Raw genomic sequence first — 17,288 nt, forward strand, 5'->3', positions numbered from 1 at the left:
GAATGTGCATAAAATTGCTATATTTAGTCAAAGAAACTTTAAATATTCATGATCAGACTTTTGAAAAAATGCATGGACAAGTCTTTAAAAAAGTTTGTCAACAAACTCTATTCATGATGAAGCCTTATTTCAGCAAAAATCGAGCTTTAGATGGTTCGAAAAATTTCTCTTAAGCGAAAAATTAGCTTTCTATATTTAAATATTTATTCTAATTTGTTATAATGGATGATATAAAAAATATCAAAGAGAAACAGGGAGATGAGAATGTGAAAAGAAAATGGTTATCTAAACATAGTTTTAAAATATTACTATTTATTCTTCTTCTTTTGGTCATCAACATAACATCCGTGATCGCTCAGGAAGGTGAGGAAGAATCTGAAAAACTTCTTCCACCTGAAAAGTTACAGGAGGATCTGAATTTTATAATTTCAACACTCCGTGACGTACATCCAGCCTTGAATGAGGGGCCTTTACTTAATGCTTTTAATGAACGAGCAAAAGCAGCACTGGCACATATTAATCACCCCATGACACGGTTTGATTTCTATCTTCTAGCTGGAGATTTAGTAAATTCACTTAAAGATGCTCATACTTTACTATGGATAAAGTCAAATCGTCGTTTACCTTTAATGTTTCGTTGGGTCAATGATGGTATAGTTATTGTCGGTAAGCCAGGTTTACCAATACAAAAAGGTGACCAACTAATTCGTCTAGGAGGTCTGGCCCCGGAAGAACTCCTTGAAAAATTGCGAATTTTAATCCCGGCTGAAAACGATTTCTGGATAAAACGTATGGGTGAACGGTATCTAATTTCTGACTTTTTCTTAAAAAGTTTTAAATTACTTACACCTGATGAAACAGTAAAACTTACTTTAAAGCACGCAAACGGAGAAATCTATACCATTGAACTACCGCTAAAGACTACACAGGCAAAATTAAATTATAAACCAAAAAGGCATTGGTTCGGCTGGAAACTTAATACTGAATATGGTTATGGACTATTCTGGCTTGATAAATGTGAAAATACTCCCGAATATAAAAAAGCTGTAGATGAGTTTTTTACTGCCGTTAAAGAGTCTGGAATAAAACGAATTGCAATTGATGTACGGTACAACTCAGGTGGAAATTCCAGAGTAATTAACGCTTTTCTTAAGTATTTGCCTGCTAAGACTATCCATGAGTTTAGATCAGAAATTCGCTTTTCTCCTCAGGCCATAGAAAAACGGGGCTATTCTAAATTATTTCCTTTATTCAGAGCTATATATAAACTTCTCTGGAATAATAAGAGTAATACACCAAGACCTTCAGACCCCAATCTAATCTTTAATGGTAAAGTCTTTGTCCTCACTTCCTGGCAAACCTTTAGCTCCGGTAATTGGATTGCAGTACTTTTAAAGGATAATAAATTAGCTACCATAGTTGGAGAACCTACTGGTAATGCTCCATCCTCTTTTGGAGACATTTTAATTTTTGAAACACCTAATCTGCAACTAAAATTCAGCGTATCACATAAATACTTTGCCCGGCCCAATCCTAAAGCTGATTTTGCAAATACTCTAAAACCCGATGTTTTTATCCCAACAACAATAAATGATATTCGCAAAGGTCGTGATCCTCAATTGGAATGGTTAGTAAATTTTGCTACAGAAAAAGATAATCAATAAATTACCATATAAAATAAAGCTGTAGGATAAACCCCCACAGCTTTTTTCTTAATTAATCCTCATTTCCCCGAACCATTGCAGCATTGCTTCCCATTACCGCTAATCTCAAAATCTCAAGATAATTCATCTTCACCCATTGAGGAATCTCTTCTAAAGTATCTAAAATTTTAAACCTATACTTCACTTCTAAATCTCTTTTATTTCTGGTAAATGCCAATGCCATTAACTGCCTTTCATCATCTTCATTATCCAGACATAATGGTGGAAAGAGTACACACCACCAGTTATTTCCTTCACCTTTACCTAGCACTACTCTTAGGGCCTGATACTCGCCTTCAGGTAAAGTCATATTACCGTAGGTGCGGGTAGGAAACTCAAATCTACCTATCTCCAATTTTACTGAATAATTTTTGCCTTGACTTTGCAAATAATCTTCAATCTTCCGCTTAAGATTTGGCAGATTTGTACTGGTTACTTCTACTGCTCTGTCAAGGCTCGGAATGTCCTTAAAAAATCCGCTGGTTTCTTTTAAAATCAGATTTCGTACCTGGCGCTTTAAATACTGATCTTCCGGTGAACTACTATTGGCCAGGATATGCAATCTTAAAAGGTTATTTGAGCGATAAGCATATTCCGTACTTCCATTGGTAAGAACAAATGCTTGAGAAGCATTAAATCCTAAACAGATCAAAATTACTATTGTTACTATGATTAGAATGTATAAACGTTTCATAGATAATTCCTCCTTCTCTAATCCTCCATTACATAACGTTTTAGATGCTTTAGTGCAGCTTTTTCCAATCTGGATACCTGAGCCTGCGAAATTCCTATTATTTCTGCAACTTCCATCTGAGTCTTGCCTTCATAAAATCTGAGAGTTAGAATTAATTTTTCCCTATCATTTAGTCTCCGCAAAGCCTCCCGCACAGCAATTCCTTCTAACCAATTCTCATCTTCATTCTTCTCATCACTGATTTGATCCATCACATAAATGGGATCTCCTCCATCATGATATATAGGCTCGAATAACGAAATCGGATCCTGAATTGCATCAAGTGCATAAACAATTTCTTCTCGCGGAATTCCCAGTTCTACAGCAATCTCCCCAATAGTCGGTTCTTTTGATTTCTTATTCATTAAAGCTTCTTTGACCTGTAATGCACGGTAAGCAGTATCCCGCAATGAACGACTTACACGAATAGGATTATTATCTCTCAGATAACGACGTATCTCTCCTATAATCATCGGTACAGCATAAGTGGAAAATCTTACATTCTGACCAAGATCAAAATTGTCAATAGCTTTCATCAATCCTATACAGCCAACCTGAAAAAGATCATCTACATGTTCACCGCGGTTATTAAAACGCTGAATCACACTTAATACCAGACGTAAATTTCCTCCGACAATCTTATTTCTGACCTCTTTATCTCCTTCCTGCATTCTCCGAAACAGAATCCGCATTTCCTCATTGGACAGGACTGGTAACTCTGACGTATTGACCCCACAAATTTCTACTTTGTTTGCCACTCGATTGCCCCTCCCACTTATTGCCATTTTTACTTTTCCTATTTACATTATTACCACCGTTAAATTCCTTTATACATGCAATTTTTTCATAAAAGGTTATAAAAATTTGTTGAATGAGAAATCATAGAATTTTGAAATAATTTTTACCTAATTTGCAGAAAACTATACATGGTTAAACTGCAAAAAGCTAATTTTTCACTTCTTAAGAAATTTTTCGAATCATCTAAAGGGCCCTCCTGGCCCTTGATTAGCTCATCACCTCCTGTGATGAAACCTTATTTCGTCGGAAATCTCGCAAAGATTTGGCGAAAAAATTTCTATGTCGCTCAAAATTAGCTTTTTGCAGTAAAATCATACATAAAAAAAGACTGATTCACAAAAAGCGAATCAGTCAATACTAAATTTTTAAGCTTATTCCATCTTTTTTACTTCATATTTCAATTTTTTGATAATTCGTTTCTCCAGACGGGAAATATAGGATTGGGAGATTCCCAATAAATCTGCCACCTCTTTTTGAGTCCTGGTATCTCCCTTTGACTTTAAGCCAAACCGCAAAATCAAAATTTTTCTCTCTCTTTCACTCAACTTTTCCATAGCTTCTTTTAGCAGTTCTTTATCTACTTCTTCTTCTATGTATTTATAGATTAAATCCGCTTCAGTACCCAATACATCTGATAACTTTAACTCATTTCCATCCCAATCAATGTTTAAGGGTTCATCAAAACTGACCTCTGAACGTTTTTTATTATTTCTCCGTAAATACATCAAAATCTCATTTTCGATACAACGGGAAGCATATGTTGCCAATTTGATATTTTTGCTAACATCAAAGGTATTTACTGCCTTAATTAACCCTATGGTACCTATAGAAACCAGATCCTCAATATCAATCCCGGTATTTTCAAACTTACGAGCAATATACACAACCAATCGGAGATTGCGTTCGATCAAAATACTTCTTACTGCTTTATCTCCTTCACCTAATTTTTCCAGAAAATATTTCTCCTCATCAGAAGTTAAAGGCGGTGGTAAGGCTTCACTACTGCCAATATAAAAGATTCGTGGTTGGTAAAGGCCTAAATATTGCAGGATACGGATTTTTAATAACTGTAAAAATAAAGGTAGATAAGACAACTTCACAGATAAACCCCCTTATGAATTTTTAGTCATACTACACCATCTCAAGTAATTCGGGGTGAAGTAATGCCTGGTAGTCACCCTCTTTATCCAGTACACCCTGATATAATGCCAGAATAATCCGTCCAACCTCACGAATCTCTTTACCTACTATCTCCACCCGATCAGGCCGGCATCCAATCATTAAACCTCCTTCCGTACCCAATGATGAAAAGGGAATGACTTGAAATCTATGAAACCACTTTGATTGCAATAATTTTTCTACCTTATCAATTAAATCTAACTCTTCATCTCCCAAAATGGTCCTGATCTCTGTGGGAAATAGTCCCATCAAAGCATCTATTTCCATTACAATTACTGGCAGATTAGTTAAAGGATCGCGAAGTAGATTACCTGTATCCATCAATCCCAAAACCTGAACCATCTGTTCATCAATCCAGACCCGGAATTTAAGTGAATACTTTTCTTTATAAAACCGCTCCCGAATCAAATTCCAGCCATGTCTACCTACAATCAATGCAACTCCTATCGCAGCCAAATAAAGCCATCCGTACACATTACCCATCTCAATCCAGCTGGATACCCATTGGGCTGGAGAAGAACCAACAACAAAATAAATGCTCAACGCAGCTCCTCCAGCCAGAAAAGTAATCAAATAAAAGTAACCCAAAGTTTTAATAAACTTCTTCCATTTCATCAAACCAAAGGCAATCCGGATCATTAGAGATGCTACAGTCAGGTTTAACAACAGATGTAAAAAAATATAAAGTGAATCTGATAAACCGCTAAAGAGGGGTAAAACCAGGATAACTGTATAAAGAGAGCCGACTATACCACTTATAAAAAGAGGTCCAAAACGTACTCTTAAACCTGAAAATCTGGCAGTAGCCCAAAGTAAGACCAGGGTCATCACCAGATCATTTAAAAATAATACATCCAGATTTATAACTAATTTCTGAGTTCCCATTGGCCGCCCCCGGTTTTCAAAAAATTTGTACATACTCACCATATATAACTATATGAGTTGAGCCCTAAGAAGTATACCTGTTTTTTGATTTTTTAGATAAAAATTATTAGATGATTCTTCTGCATAAAGCTAATTTTTCACTTCAAAAGAAATTTTTCAAACTATCCAAAGTTCGATTTCAGTCGAAATAAGGCACACTAATCAATAGGCCCTCCGGGCCCTTGATTAACTCATCACATCCTGTGATGGGACCATTTTTTTCACTCTCACCAAGATAGTTAAACAAAAAATTTCTCTGGCGCTCAAAATTAGCTTTTTACAGTTTAATCATTAGAGATTTTCAGGAAAGAAGACCGAATTTGTCAAATGCCCCTAAAAGTAAGAAAATCCCGATGCTTTGAGACATCGAGATCTTTTTAAAACAAATTGGCCTCGGCTATAAGACTTTATAAGAAAAATTTGTTAATACCAAGGATGAAAGTTATCCACAAATGTATAATTTCCTTGGCATTAAAAATCATTTTTTTCTCCGGCGCAGAAAAGCTGGAATATCCAGATCATCATCACCAAAAGAACGAATATCAAAATCTGGTTCATATTTTGTCTCCACAGCATTAGGTTTTTGATCAAAACCAGTAGCAATCACAGTTACCTTAACTTGATCTTTTAAATTCTCATCGATAACTGCACCCAGAATAATATTAGCATCGGGATCAGCTACTTCTGATATAATCCTTACAGCTTCATTAGCTTCATGAAGTCCCAGATCTGAACCACCGGTAATATTTATAAGAACACCTTTTGCACCCTCTATAGAAGCCTCCAAAAGTGGTGATTCGATAGCTTTTTTAGCTGCTTCAACCGCCCGGTTCTCACCACTGGCAATACCAATTCCCATCAATGCAGAACCGGCATTTGTCATAATCGTCTTAACATCAGCAAAATCCAGGTTAATCAGACCCGTCTGGGTAATCAGATCAGAGATGCCCTGAACACCCTGTCGCAAGACATCATCCGCTGTCTTGAAAGCCTCTAATATACTGGTCTGTTTTTCAACAACCTGGAGAAGGCGATCATTGGGAATAATAATCAAGGTATCAACCCGTTCTTTTAAATTAGCAATACCCCGTTCGGCCTTTTCCATTCTCTGACGGCCTTCAACAGTAAAAGGCTTGGTAACTACACCAACAGTCAGAGCCCCGGATTCTTTGGCAATCTCAGCCACAATAGGAGCAGCACCGGTTCCAGTTCCGCCTCCCATCCCAGCTGTAATAAACACCATATCTGCACCCTGTACAGCCTCTTTTATGGCTTCCCGACTCTCTTCGGCTGCTTTTTCTCCTATCTCCGGGTTGGCGCCTGCCCCTAATCCCCTGGTCAATTTTTCACCTATTTGTAGTGTCGAATGAGCATTTGAAGATAACAAAGCTTGAGCATCTGTGTTAATTGCGATAAATTCAACGCCCTCTAATCCTTCAGCAATCATTCGATTAACAGCGTTGTTTCCACCACCACCAACACCGATTACTTTTATTTTCGCAAATTGTTGCATTTCAGCTCCGAATTCAAACATAGTGTTTATTCCCTCCCCTTATGGCATTAGAAAAATTCTTTTATCCAACCACGTATTCGTCCGAAGAGGTTTTCCATTAGGTTATTTTCTTTTTCCATATTTTCTCCATAGAAAATTTGATTAGCTCCATAACGGAGTAGACCAACAGCTGTTGCAAAAACTGCGGTATTAAAATTATTTATATCAGGTTGGAAACGATATAAATCTTCATCTAAAAAATCAACTAAACCATGAATATTTTCAGGAGTACCTAATCTGGTAGGCAAGCCCAGTACTTCACTTGCTAACTCTAGATTTCCTTCCATTAAAGAAGCCCCACCTGTAAGTACAGCACCAGCAGGAAGGAGACCCTCATATCCAGCTTTAACTATCTCTTTTTGAACCAGAGAAAATATCTCATGCATCCTGGGCTCAATGATTTCACATAAGTACCTGCGGGGAATTTCATACTTCTTTTTTCCGCTGGCAGCCATCACTTCCACACTTTCATCCTCCGGAATCATATCTGCAATCGCACATCCTTTTTTAATTTTAATTTCTTCTGCTTTGATATGCGAACATTTAAGACCATAAGCGATATCATAAGTCACATGATCACCGCCTACAGGTAAAACTGATGTGTAGGCTATGTTACCCTCTTGAAAAATTGCGATATCTGTAGTTCCACCACCAATATCAATAAGTACTACTCCCAATTCCCGTTCATCATCATTTAAAACGGCTTCGCTGGCAGCCAGCGGTTCTAAAACCACATGATCTTCAGTTATATTAATTCCGGCCTTCTGAACACTTTTAACCAGATTTTGTACAGATGTAACCAAACCTGTCACAATATGGGTCTCAACTTCTAAACGGGTACCTGACATCCCCAGCGGATCTTTAATTCCCCGGCAACCGTCAACAATAAATTCCCGAGGTAAAACATGTATTATATGACGATCCGGAGGAAGATTTATAAATTGTGCAGCTTCCACCACACGGATAATATCACTTTCTTTTATCTCTTTCTCTGGCCCGGTAACAGCAACTACACCGTGACTATTAATAGAATTGATGTGAGCTCCTGCAATTCCTACAAAAGCTGTATCTATCTGAACTCCTGCCATCCTTTCTGCTTTTCCAGCAGCATCTAAAATACTCCGGACCGTTTGGTCAATATCTACAACTACCCCTTTGCGTAAACCTAACGAAGGGCTAGTCCCTATTCCAATTACTTCCAATAATCCATCTTCCGATGATTCTGCGATAATAACACATATTTTAGTTGTTCCAATATCCAGGCCGGTTATAATTCTCTTTTGAGCCACTCTCTGTTGCTCCCCTTTCTTAACAAAACCTTCATAAAAGTAGAATTCAACATCAAAGTTTAATCTCCTCTTTTTTAAAAATTTTTTAACCTGATAAGAATCTACTTTAATTTAATAACCGGTTTTCCCTCATATCGTAAATCAATATATTCAATTTTTTTATTTTGTATCTCCTCCCAAATAGATCGGAAGACAGTTACTTTCTTTTCTAAATTTACTGCTTCACCTAAATATAGGGTAGTCCCGGAATGGAATATAATTTTAATATTCTCAGGATAATAACTGACCTCACTCATCTTTTTTTGTAAAGGAAAAAGAGCCTTTAAAAGAACAAGCAAATCTGCCAACTCATCTGTCATCTCTACATTATTACCATCAGTTTTTACCTGAAGTCCTTCTACCACTGGTAAATCTGGTCGGGAATTATTTTTATAGATCCCTAAAATTAGACCATCCTTACTGATTTCAACCCAATTATTATTCAAATCCCGAAAGAGAGCAAGCCCATATCGCTCATTGACCCGGATTATTAAAGTATCGGGAAGTTTTCGCTCAAGTTTTACACCTTTAATTCGGACATGATTCATCAATCTATTGACAATTTTCCTTCCGGGAACAAGGAAAATGTTCTGTCCTTTAAAATTACCCACAATCTTTAATATCTCAGCAGTACTTAATTGATGATTTCCGACCACCATAATCTGTTTTACTTCAAAATAAGAGGAGTGTATTATTAAAACCAATCCTATTACCATTAATAGCAATGTTGATAATATAAAAATTCCCCTATTCACAACAGCACACCCCTCTCAGTTGAATTTATAATTTAGTCATTTAATAGGTGAATTTGTCCGCCCAATTGAGTGATCTTTTTTTCTAAGTTTTCATAACCACGTTGGATATGTTCTACACCATAAACGGTAGTTTTACCTTCTGCAGCTAAACCTGCAATTACAAGGGCCGCACCTGCTCTTAAATCAGTAGCTTCTACCGCTGCTCCTGTCAAACTAGGAACACCATTAATAATGGCAGTATGGCCCTCGACCCAAATACTAGCCCCCATCCGCCTCAGTTCTTCCGCATGTTTAAGCCGATTTTCAAAGATGGTCTCGGTAATAATACTGGTTCCCTCAGCAATTGTAAGAGCAGTCATCATTTGTGGTTGTAAATCTGTCGGGTAACCCGGATAAGGTAAAGTTTTGATCTCTAAAGCTTTAAGACGACCATTACCCTGAATATGGATTTTATCATCCTGACAGGTAACTTTTACTTCAGCTTCATTTAACTTTGCAATCAAAGGTTCTACATGTTCAGGAATGGTATTCTCAAGGACCACATCTCCACCTGTAACAGCTGCAGCAATCATAAATGTACCTGTTTCAATCCGGTCAGGAATCACCGTGTAATCTGTAGTCTTTAATTCTTTTACACCTTCTATTTTGATCACATCAGTTCCTGCTCCCCTGATTTTAGCTCCCATACCATTTAGAAAATTCTGTAAATCTACAATTTCCGGTTCTTTAGCAGCATTTCGAATCCAGGTTGTTCCTTCAGCTAAAACTGCCCCCATCATAATATTTTCAGTAGTTCCCACACTGGGAAAATCCAGATGAATCTCATTACCCTTTAATTTTTTTACCTGACCAGATATATAACCATATCCTTCTTTAAATTCAACATTAAGGCTTTTCAAGCCCTTGATATGCCAATTAATCGGTCGAGGTCCAATGCTACAGCCTCCAGGTTGAAAAATTTTAACCTTTCCAAACCTGCCCAATAAAGGCCCCATCAAAAATACAGTGGCCCTCATTTTACGCATAAGATGATCCGGAACTTCATTGACTGTTATGTCTGTTGTATCAACTTCTAATACACTTCCTTCAAAGCAAACTTTAGCCCCCAGATACTTTAAAACTTCAATCATCACTTCTACATCTTTTAAATGAGGTACATCGCGAATAATATTCTTACCTTTAGAAAGCACAGTCGCTGCCAGAATTGGTAAGACAGCATTTTTAGCACCACTAATCCGGATCCGACCTTTTAGTTTTTTACCACCGATGATCTCATATTTTAACATCGGATCACCTCCTTTGTCTGCAATAGAGACAATCCTATCCTAAACTTCAAATCCGTCAACTTAGTTACTCTTTCTTTTATTTCCTCAAGAAGATCTAATACTTCATCATATTCTGTTCCCCCCAGATTTGCTACATATCCATTCCCAATTCCTAAAAAAGCTGCCCGACCTTTATGCAAACTCAAAATCCCGGTTTTTATAAAAACCTCTGTCAAATCCTTATAATGGGTCAAAAAGACCGGCCCAGCCATTGGTAAACAAATCTGGGTCAAAAACTCCCATTCTACCTGCCTTGCGGTAATTTTATTGGCAGTTCCTTCACTATCTCCAGGCTTTAATTGAAAGACCACTTCAATTATTACTCGTTTTATAATATTTGAATTATCTTCAACAAAAAGTTGAGAAGGTTCTATCCAGCGGGTAATAGAACCATCGGGTTCCATCACATAAACCTCCTGAATTAGATAGTCCAATTCAGGTGCCTGTGCCATACCCATCCTGATTAACCACCCACCAATTGATGAGGGTACTCCCCACCATCTTTCCAGCCCAGTCAATCTATGATTTATGGCCTGACGTAATAATGCTGTCATGGTTGCACCCGCTCCAGCATAAATTCGGTGACCCTCAATCCGAATATGATTTAAAACATTCACCAATTTAATAACCAACCCATCATATCCGTCATGGTGAGCCAACACTGAAGTACCATTCCCAATCACCCGGTAAGGAATCTTTTCCCTTCCCGCCCAGACAATGGCCCGACGTAAATCCTCAATTCCTTTTGGAATCAGCATCAACCGGGCCGGCCCCCCTATTCTAAATCCCGTATGAAATTTCAATAGTTCATTTTCCCGAATTTCACCTATAAAATACGATTGCAAATTATCCAGTAAAAAAGAGTTCATCAGTTACCTCCCTTTTTTAACATCCTACATCCGATCCGGTTTTTAACGATAGATTAGAATTACTTAAAATATCCAATAATTTTTCTCCAACCAAATAAACATCTCCTGCACCCAAAGTTAAGACCAGATCGCCCGGTTGAACCAATTCAGCCAGATACTCTGCAATTCCTTCCAGGCATGGGAAATATTTAACCGGTCGTTTTTCATATCTTTCAGTTAATTGAGCCAATTTATAACCATCTACGCCAGGAATAGGCTTTTCTCCAGCACTGTAAATTCCTGTCATAATAATTATATCTGCATCACTGAAAGATTTACTAAATTCTTCTTTTAAGTGAAGGGTCCGGGTATAACGATGGGGTTGAAAGACACAGATTATTCGTTTCGCTCCTCTCTGACGGGCAGCTTTTAAAGTAGCTTTGATCTCGGTTGGGTGGTGACCGTAATCATCAACCACTAAAACACCATTGATAAGACCTTTTTTTTCAAAACGCCGATGTACTCCACAGAATTGATTCAAATATTTCGCTACCTGCTCAAATGAAAGGCCCAGGTAATATCCGACACCAAGGGCAGCCATACTATTGTAAACATTATGCATTCCCGGTACATTAAGGATTAACCGTCCCTGGTCTTCTCCATTTAAAGATACCTCTACTTCAGTATGCTGGGGTAGTAATTTAACTCTTTTGATTTGAATATTACAATCATCACGTGTACCATACGTGATCAGATTTCTGTCTTGAGAATTGACCAGAGAACGAATCACCGGATCATCCCAACAGACAATCTTCGCTCCGTGAGCTGGAACTTTTTCTAAAAATTGTGAAAAAGCCTGTTTCAGTTTTTCCTCAGTTTCATAGTAATCCATATGATCAGATTCAATATTGGTAACAATAGAGATAAGAGGTTCAAAATATAAAAAGGAACCATCACTCTCATCTGCTTCAGTGACCAGGTATTCACCTTGACCTAATTTGGCATTCCCACCGATATCATTCAATTCTCCACCTAAAAGTACCGTAGGATCCAGACCGGCCTTTTCTAAAATTAACGAAACCATAGATGTTGTGGTAGTTTTACCGTGAGTTCCTGCAATAGCTATCCCTTTTTTATATTTCATCAACCGCGCAATCATTTGCGCACGTTTAATAATGGGAATCCCCAATTCCCGGGCTTTTTGTAACTCAACATTGTTAGGTGGAATAGCAGCAGTTACCACCACTTCATCAGGGTGATCTAAATTAGCAGCATCATGACCGATATAAATCCTGGCACCTTTCTTTTTAAGTTCTCTAAGAAGAGGAGAATCTTTTAAATCTGATCCACTGACTTGATATCCCATATCAAGAAGAATACTGGCTATTCCGCTCATTGAAATACCACCAATACCGATAAAATGAATCTTTCTTCTAAAACCCATTATTTTCACTCCTTTACATACCCGGAACTGCTACTTATCTCATCTTATGCTTAATAATTTTAATGTGTGCAGCGTTTCCGGCATGTCCATATTTATGAGAAAAGTTTAACCCTATTTATTTAATATTTCCTTAATTATATTAATTATTCGTTCTTCAGCATCTGGTCTTCCCAATTTTAAACTAGCCTCTTTCATTCTTTTAATTAAGCCCTGAGTAGAAAAAATCTCATTTACCATCTCTGCCAGCTTATCACCGGTTAATTGATGATCTAAAATCACCCGTGCTGCCCCTTTTTTCTCCAAAGTTCGGGCATTATGTTCCTGATGATTTTCAGTAGCATAAGGGAAAGGGATCAAAATCGCAGGAATCCCCCGGGCTGTAATTTCAGCTAAAGTAATTGCACCAGCCCGCCCTATAATCAAATCAGCTACTGCATAAGCATCTTCTATTTGATAAAGATATTCTTCTATCCGTATGCGCGGACTTAATTCAATACCTCGCTCTTTTATCTCTTTAAGATGTTCTTTATAATCACGTTTTCCAGTTACATGAATTAGCTGGAAATCAGGATTTTTCTGAATAAACTTGTAAAAATCTAACATAGCCTGATTAAGACTCTTTGCTCCACCACTTCCCCCAAAGACCAAAAGAGTCTTCTTATTTCTATCAAGTTGAAGATTTTTATAACCTTCATTCCTGGTACGGGTCAATATCTCTTTTCTTATGGGATTCCCCGTATGCGTTATTTTTTTCCCTTTAAAATATTTCTTTGACTCTTCAAAACTTATGGCGATATGATCAACATATTTGCTGATCAACCGATTGGTTAATCCCGGATAAGCATTCTGCTCATGAATAAGTGTAGATTTTCCCAAAAGAATTGCAGCTAGCATTACTGGACCAGCTACAAAACCACCTGTTCCTATTACCAGATCAGGTTTAAAACGTTTTATAATGACAATAGACTGACCAACTCCATAAAGTGTTCTCAATAATGTTTTTAGATTATCAAAAGATATTTTACGGCTTAAACCGGAAGCTTGAATAAATTCAATGGGATAACCGGCTCTCGGTACTACCTCTTTTTCCAGACCCGATCTGGTGCCTATATATAAAATTTCCGGATTATCAAATTCTTTTTTCAATCCTTCTGCAATTGAGAGAGCAGGATAAATATGCCCTCCTGTTCCTCCACCTGTTATTATAAATCTCATTCTTCAACCATCTCCTATATACTAAAGATCCCTGATATGTCGAGAGATATTTAATAATATTCCCACCGCCGATAACATAATACAAAGAGATGATCCTCCATAACTGATAAAGGGGAGTGTAATCCCGGTTACCGGCATTGCACCTGTAACTACTGCAATATTAATTATTGCCTGCAAAATGATCATACATGTCAATCCTACAGCTAAAAGTGAGCCAAATAAGTCATCACACTTTAGTGCAATTTGAAATCCCCGCCAGGCCAATGCAAAAAAGAGCAAAAGAATAAAAGCTGTTCCTAATAATCCTAGCTCTTCTCCAATTACCGCAAAGATAAAATCTGTATTCGGTTCAGGCAGATAATAAAACTTCTGCCTACTATGACCTAAGCCTACTCCAAATATACCTCCTGAACCAAGTGCAAGAAGGGATTGAATAATGTGATATCCATTTCCCAAAGGATCTGCCCAGGGATTTAAAAAAGCTAAAATTCTGGCCTTACGGTAGGCATATTCCTCTGAAAATATGAAGTATAGTACACCGGGAATACCCATCATGACTAAACTGATAAGAACCCTCATGGGTACACCTACTGCAAAAAGCATTAAAAAGACAGTACCGGCAATGGTAACAGCAGTTCCTAAATCTTCAATCAAAATCAACAAACATACTATTCCTGAAATAATCAGAGGTAGGATTAAAGATAAGATTTTTGTTCGCATTTTCTCAGAACGGAGGGCCATATAATGGGCCAGAAAAATAACCAATGCAAATTTGGCAATTTCAGAGGGTTGAAACCTAAAAGAACCAAATCCCAACCACCGTCTAGAACCATTAACCACAATCCCCACTCCGGGAATCAAGACCAGGATCAGACCAATAATGGAACCTAAAAGAATCCATCCGGACATCTTCCTGTATCTATGATAATCAAAGTTCATAAAAAAGATCATACCCATTATACCAATTACAGCCCAGAGCAATTGGCGGTTTAAATAACGAAAACCTTCTCGAACCGCACTGGCGCTGTATACCATCACTAGTCCAATCCCCAATAGAATCATCACTATCAAAAAAATAAGAATATCTGGTGAAGATTTCTCTTTAGTTAACTTCATCATTCACCTCCTCCCTACCCAGAAAATTATAAGCTCCGTACATATTCTTTAAATAAACATCCCCGCTCAGCATAGCTTTCAAACATATCCCAACTGGCACAGGCAGGTGATAAAAGCACCACATCCCCAGGCTCACTAAACTTCTGGGCCAGTTGTACTGCTTCTTTTAGTTCCTCAGTTATCTCAATCCTGCCGCTAAAACCGTACTCTAAAGCCAGCTTTTTCAGCTTTTCTCTAGTCTCACCTATAAGAATTAATGCCTTAACCTTTTTTACTACTAGTTTTATAAACTCTGTAAAATCCAGTTTTCGATCCAATCCTCCGGCAATCAAAACCACCGGTTCATGAAAGGCAGTAAGTGCCTTCATCGAAGCATCAGGATTTGTAGCTTTAGAATCATTATAATACTGTACCCCCCGATGAGTCAGTACATATTCCAGAGTATGTTCCTGACCTTTGAAATTTCTAAGACTCTCTCTAATGTCTGACAAAGAAATACCCTTTAAAACTGCTGCCGCTGAAGCAGCCAGAGCATTTTCTACATTATGATCACCACGAATCTTTAACTCATCAATTAACAAAAGTTCCTCAGGTTTTTCACTCATATGGCAGACCATCATATTTCCATCCAGATACATTCCGGGTAATCTTTTCTTTTGGCGGCTGAACCAGATTATTTTAGACGGTACTTCAGATGCAATTTTACATAAAGTCTGATCATCTGCATTTAAAATAATATAGTCTTCTTCTGTCTGATTCTTAAATATATTCATTTTGGCCTTAAGATATGCTTCAATGCTTTTATGACGATCTAAATGGTCCTGGGTAAAGTTTAAAAAGAGAGCAATCTCTGGGTGAAACTCTTTTACAGTTTCCAGTTGAAAAGAACTAACTTCTGCCACCACCAGATCATTTGGTTTAAGATTTAAGATTTCTCCAATCAGAGGACGGCCTATATTTCCACCAACAAATACCCGATGTGGATAGGTCTTTAAAAGTTGGCCCAGTAGAGATGTGGTTGTAGTCTTGCCATTTGTCCCGGTAATAGCGATAAAGGGAGCTTTAGATAAACGATAGGAAAGTTCAATCTCACCAATTACTTCAATCCCCCGTTTCTTTGCCTCCTTTAAAATAGGAATCTCTAAAGGTACCCCGGGACTAACCAATATCAAATCCACATCCAGAACTTTTTCGGTGTGTCCTCCCAAATCATAACTAATTCCAGAAATTCCTCTTAATAAGTCCAGCTCTTCTTTTAGCTTATGAGCAGGTTTTACATCACTGACAACAACCTGTGCACCCATTTTAACAAGGACTTTAGCACTCACCACACCGGTTCTTTTACCCAGACCAATTATTCCAATTCGTTTACCCTTTAATTCCATTAAACCTCCAACCCCTTTTATCAAACAAATTGCATATATCCAATCATTCCGATAACAGAAAGTAAAATAGAGATTATCACAAATCTACTAACTACCTGAGGTTCTCGCCAACCACTCAATTCAAAATGATGGTGAATTGGAGCCATCTTAAAGACTCTTTTTCCGCCTGTTAATCTAAAATAAATCACCTGAAGCATTACAGAGATAGCATTTATTACATAAATACCGCCTATGATCACCAAAAAAAGTTCAGTTCGACTAAAGATAGATATTGCCGCCAATGCTCCTCCCAAAGCAAAAGAACCTGTATCACCCATAAAAACCTGGGCCGGATGGGAATTAAACCAGGCAAAACCTACACATGCACCGGCCAGTATCAGGGCAAAGCCCGCCAATTCCATATTTCCCTGTAATACCAACATCAAAGTAAAAGTTAAAGAAACTACGATGGTTACTCCTGCTGCTAAACCATCCAACCCATCGGTCAAATTTACAGCATTAACAGTTCCAATTACTACAAAAATGACAAAAGGTAACATCAAAAAACCCAAATTTAAAGTCTGACGGGTAAAGGGAATCATTATCTCCATCAACTCCGGCTCTCCAATCACATAAAATGCTAAAAGACTACTTAAAATAAGCTGACCTACAATTTTTTGCCACGCTTTTAATCCAAGAGACCTTTTAGCCACAATTTTGATCAAATCATCTAAAAATCCGATCAATCCAAACCCCAGGGTTAGAAAAAGAGACCAGAGAATCTGGTCTGTAAGTTGGACAATCAGAAATGTAGATACTAAAATGGCCAATATAATCATTACTCCACCCATTGTTGGAGTACCCTGTTTCATAAGATGACTTTTAGGTCCAACTTCACGAATCTGCTGACCAAATTTGAGACGATATAAAATACGAATTAATCCAGGACCTGTTATAATTGTTATCAAAAAAGAAAGACCCAATGCATACAACAGCTTTATCAT

The 17,288-nt window shown here is 37.6% G+C and carries 15 protein-coding genes; 1 reads left to right on the top strand and 14 read right to left on the bottom strand.

From position 1 onward, the window contains the following. Positions 1–266 precede the first annotated feature (266 nt). Entirely contained in the window at positions 267–1,664 is a 1,398-nt protein-coding gene (locus BBF96_RS06265) for a S41 family peptidase (RefSeq protein ID WP_164730924.1), read from the top strand. A gap of 52 nt (positions 1,665–1,716) precedes the next feature. Here BBF96_RS06265 and spoIIR read toward each other — a convergent pair whose 3' ends face one another. The 14 genes from spoIIR to mraY form a co-directional block, all read right to left on the bottom strand. Next, positions 1,717–2,397: a stage II sporulation protein R gene (gene spoIIR / locus BBF96_RS06270; RefSeq protein ID WP_127016358.1), complete on the bottom strand. Its 681-nt coding sequence runs from the start codon at positions 2,395–2,397 to the stop codon at positions 1,717–1,719. 17 nt (positions 2,398–2,414) lie between these two features. Further along, positions 2,415–3,221 carry an RNA polymerase sporulation sigma factor SigG gene (gene sigG / locus BBF96_RS06275; RefSeq protein ID WP_127016359.1) on the bottom strand — a complete coding sequence of 269 codons (807 nt, stop codon included), beginning with the start codon at positions 3,219–3,221 and terminating at the stop codon, positions 2,415–2,417. Between the two features lie 384 nt (positions 3,222–3,605). Then, positions 3,606–4,328, bottom strand: a complete 723-nt coding sequence (sigE, locus tag BBF96_RS06280; protein WP_127018202.1) for an RNA polymerase sporulation sigma factor SigE — start codon at positions 4,326–4,328, stop codon at positions 3,606–3,608. A gap of 37 nt (positions 4,329–4,365) precedes the next feature. Then, positions 4,366–5,298: a sigma-E processing peptidase SpoIIGA gene (locus tag BBF96_RS06285; RefSeq protein WP_164730925.1), complete on the bottom strand. Its 933-nt coding sequence runs from the start codon at positions 5,296–5,298 to the stop codon at positions 4,366–4,368. 517 nt (positions 5,299–5,815) lie between these two features. After that, positions 5,816–6,871, bottom strand: a complete 1,056-nt coding sequence (ftsZ, locus tag BBF96_RS06290) for a cell division protein FtsZ (RefSeq protein ID WP_127016361.1) — start codon at positions 6,869–6,871, stop codon at positions 5,816–5,818. A gap of 26 nt (positions 6,872–6,897) precedes the next feature. After that, positions 6,898–8,178, bottom strand: coding sequence for a cell division protein FtsA (ftsA, locus tag BBF96_RS06295; protein ID WP_127016362.1), 1,281 nt, complete (start codon positions 8,176–8,178; stop codon positions 6,898–6,900). A 101-nt stretch (positions 8,179–8,279) separates the two neighbouring features. After that, entirely contained in the window at positions 8,280–8,972 is a 693-nt protein-coding gene (locus BBF96_RS06300; protein ID WP_127016363.1) for a cell division protein FtsQ/DivIB, read from the bottom strand. A gap of 32 nt (positions 8,973–9,004) precedes the next feature. Then, the gene (gene murA / locus BBF96_RS06305; protein WP_127016364.1) at positions 9,005–10,258 is read right to left on the bottom strand and encodes a UDP-N-acetylglucosamine 1-carboxyvinyltransferase; all 1,254 of its coding nucleotides are present in this window, start codon (positions 10,256–10,258) and stop codon (positions 9,005–9,007) included. Continuing rightward, positions 10,252–11,166, bottom strand: coding sequence for an FAD-binding protein (locus BBF96_RS06310; RefSeq protein WP_127016365.1), 915 nt, complete (start codon positions 11,164–11,166; stop codon positions 10,252–10,254). Before BBF96_RS06310 ends, murA begins: the two co-directional genes overlap by 7 nt. 16 nt (positions 11,167–11,182) lie before the next feature. Then, positions 11,183–12,589 carry a UDP-N-acetylmuramate--L-alanine ligase gene (murC, locus tag BBF96_RS06315; protein WP_205665729.1) on the bottom strand — a complete coding sequence of 469 codons (1,407 nt, stop codon included), beginning with the start codon at positions 12,587–12,589 and terminating at the stop codon, positions 11,183–11,185. Positions 12,590–12,700: 111 nt separating this feature from the next. Next, positions 12,701–13,804: an undecaprenyldiphospho-muramoylpentapeptide beta-N-acetylglucosaminyltransferase gene (gene murG / locus BBF96_RS06320; protein WP_127016366.1), complete on the bottom strand. Its 1,104-nt coding sequence runs from the start codon at positions 13,802–13,804 to the stop codon at positions 12,701–12,703. 21 nt (positions 13,805–13,825) lie between these two features. Then, positions 13,826–14,920: a putative lipid II flippase FtsW gene (ftsW, locus tag BBF96_RS06325; protein WP_127016367.1), complete on the bottom strand. Its 1,095-nt coding sequence runs from the start codon at positions 14,918–14,920 to the stop codon at positions 13,826–13,828. Positions 14,921–14,946: 26 nt separating this feature from the next. Then, positions 14,947–16,305, bottom strand: coding sequence for a UDP-N-acetylmuramoyl-L-alanine--D-glutamate ligase (murD, locus tag BBF96_RS06330; RefSeq protein WP_127016368.1), 1,359 nt, complete (start codon positions 16,303–16,305; stop codon positions 14,947–14,949). A gap of 20 nt (positions 16,306–16,325) precedes the next feature. Beyond that, positions 16,326–17,288 carry a phospho-N-acetylmuramoyl-pentapeptide-transferase gene (gene mraY, locus BBF96_RS06335; RefSeq protein ID WP_127016369.1) on the bottom strand — a complete coding sequence of 321 codons (963 nt, stop codon included), beginning with the start codon at positions 17,286–17,288 and terminating at the stop codon, positions 16,326–16,328.

It is taken from the genome of Anoxybacter fermentans (genome assembly GCF_003991135.1).
GTDB lineage: Bacteria > Bacillota > Halanaerobiia > DY22613 > DY22613 > Anoxybacter > Anoxybacter fermentans.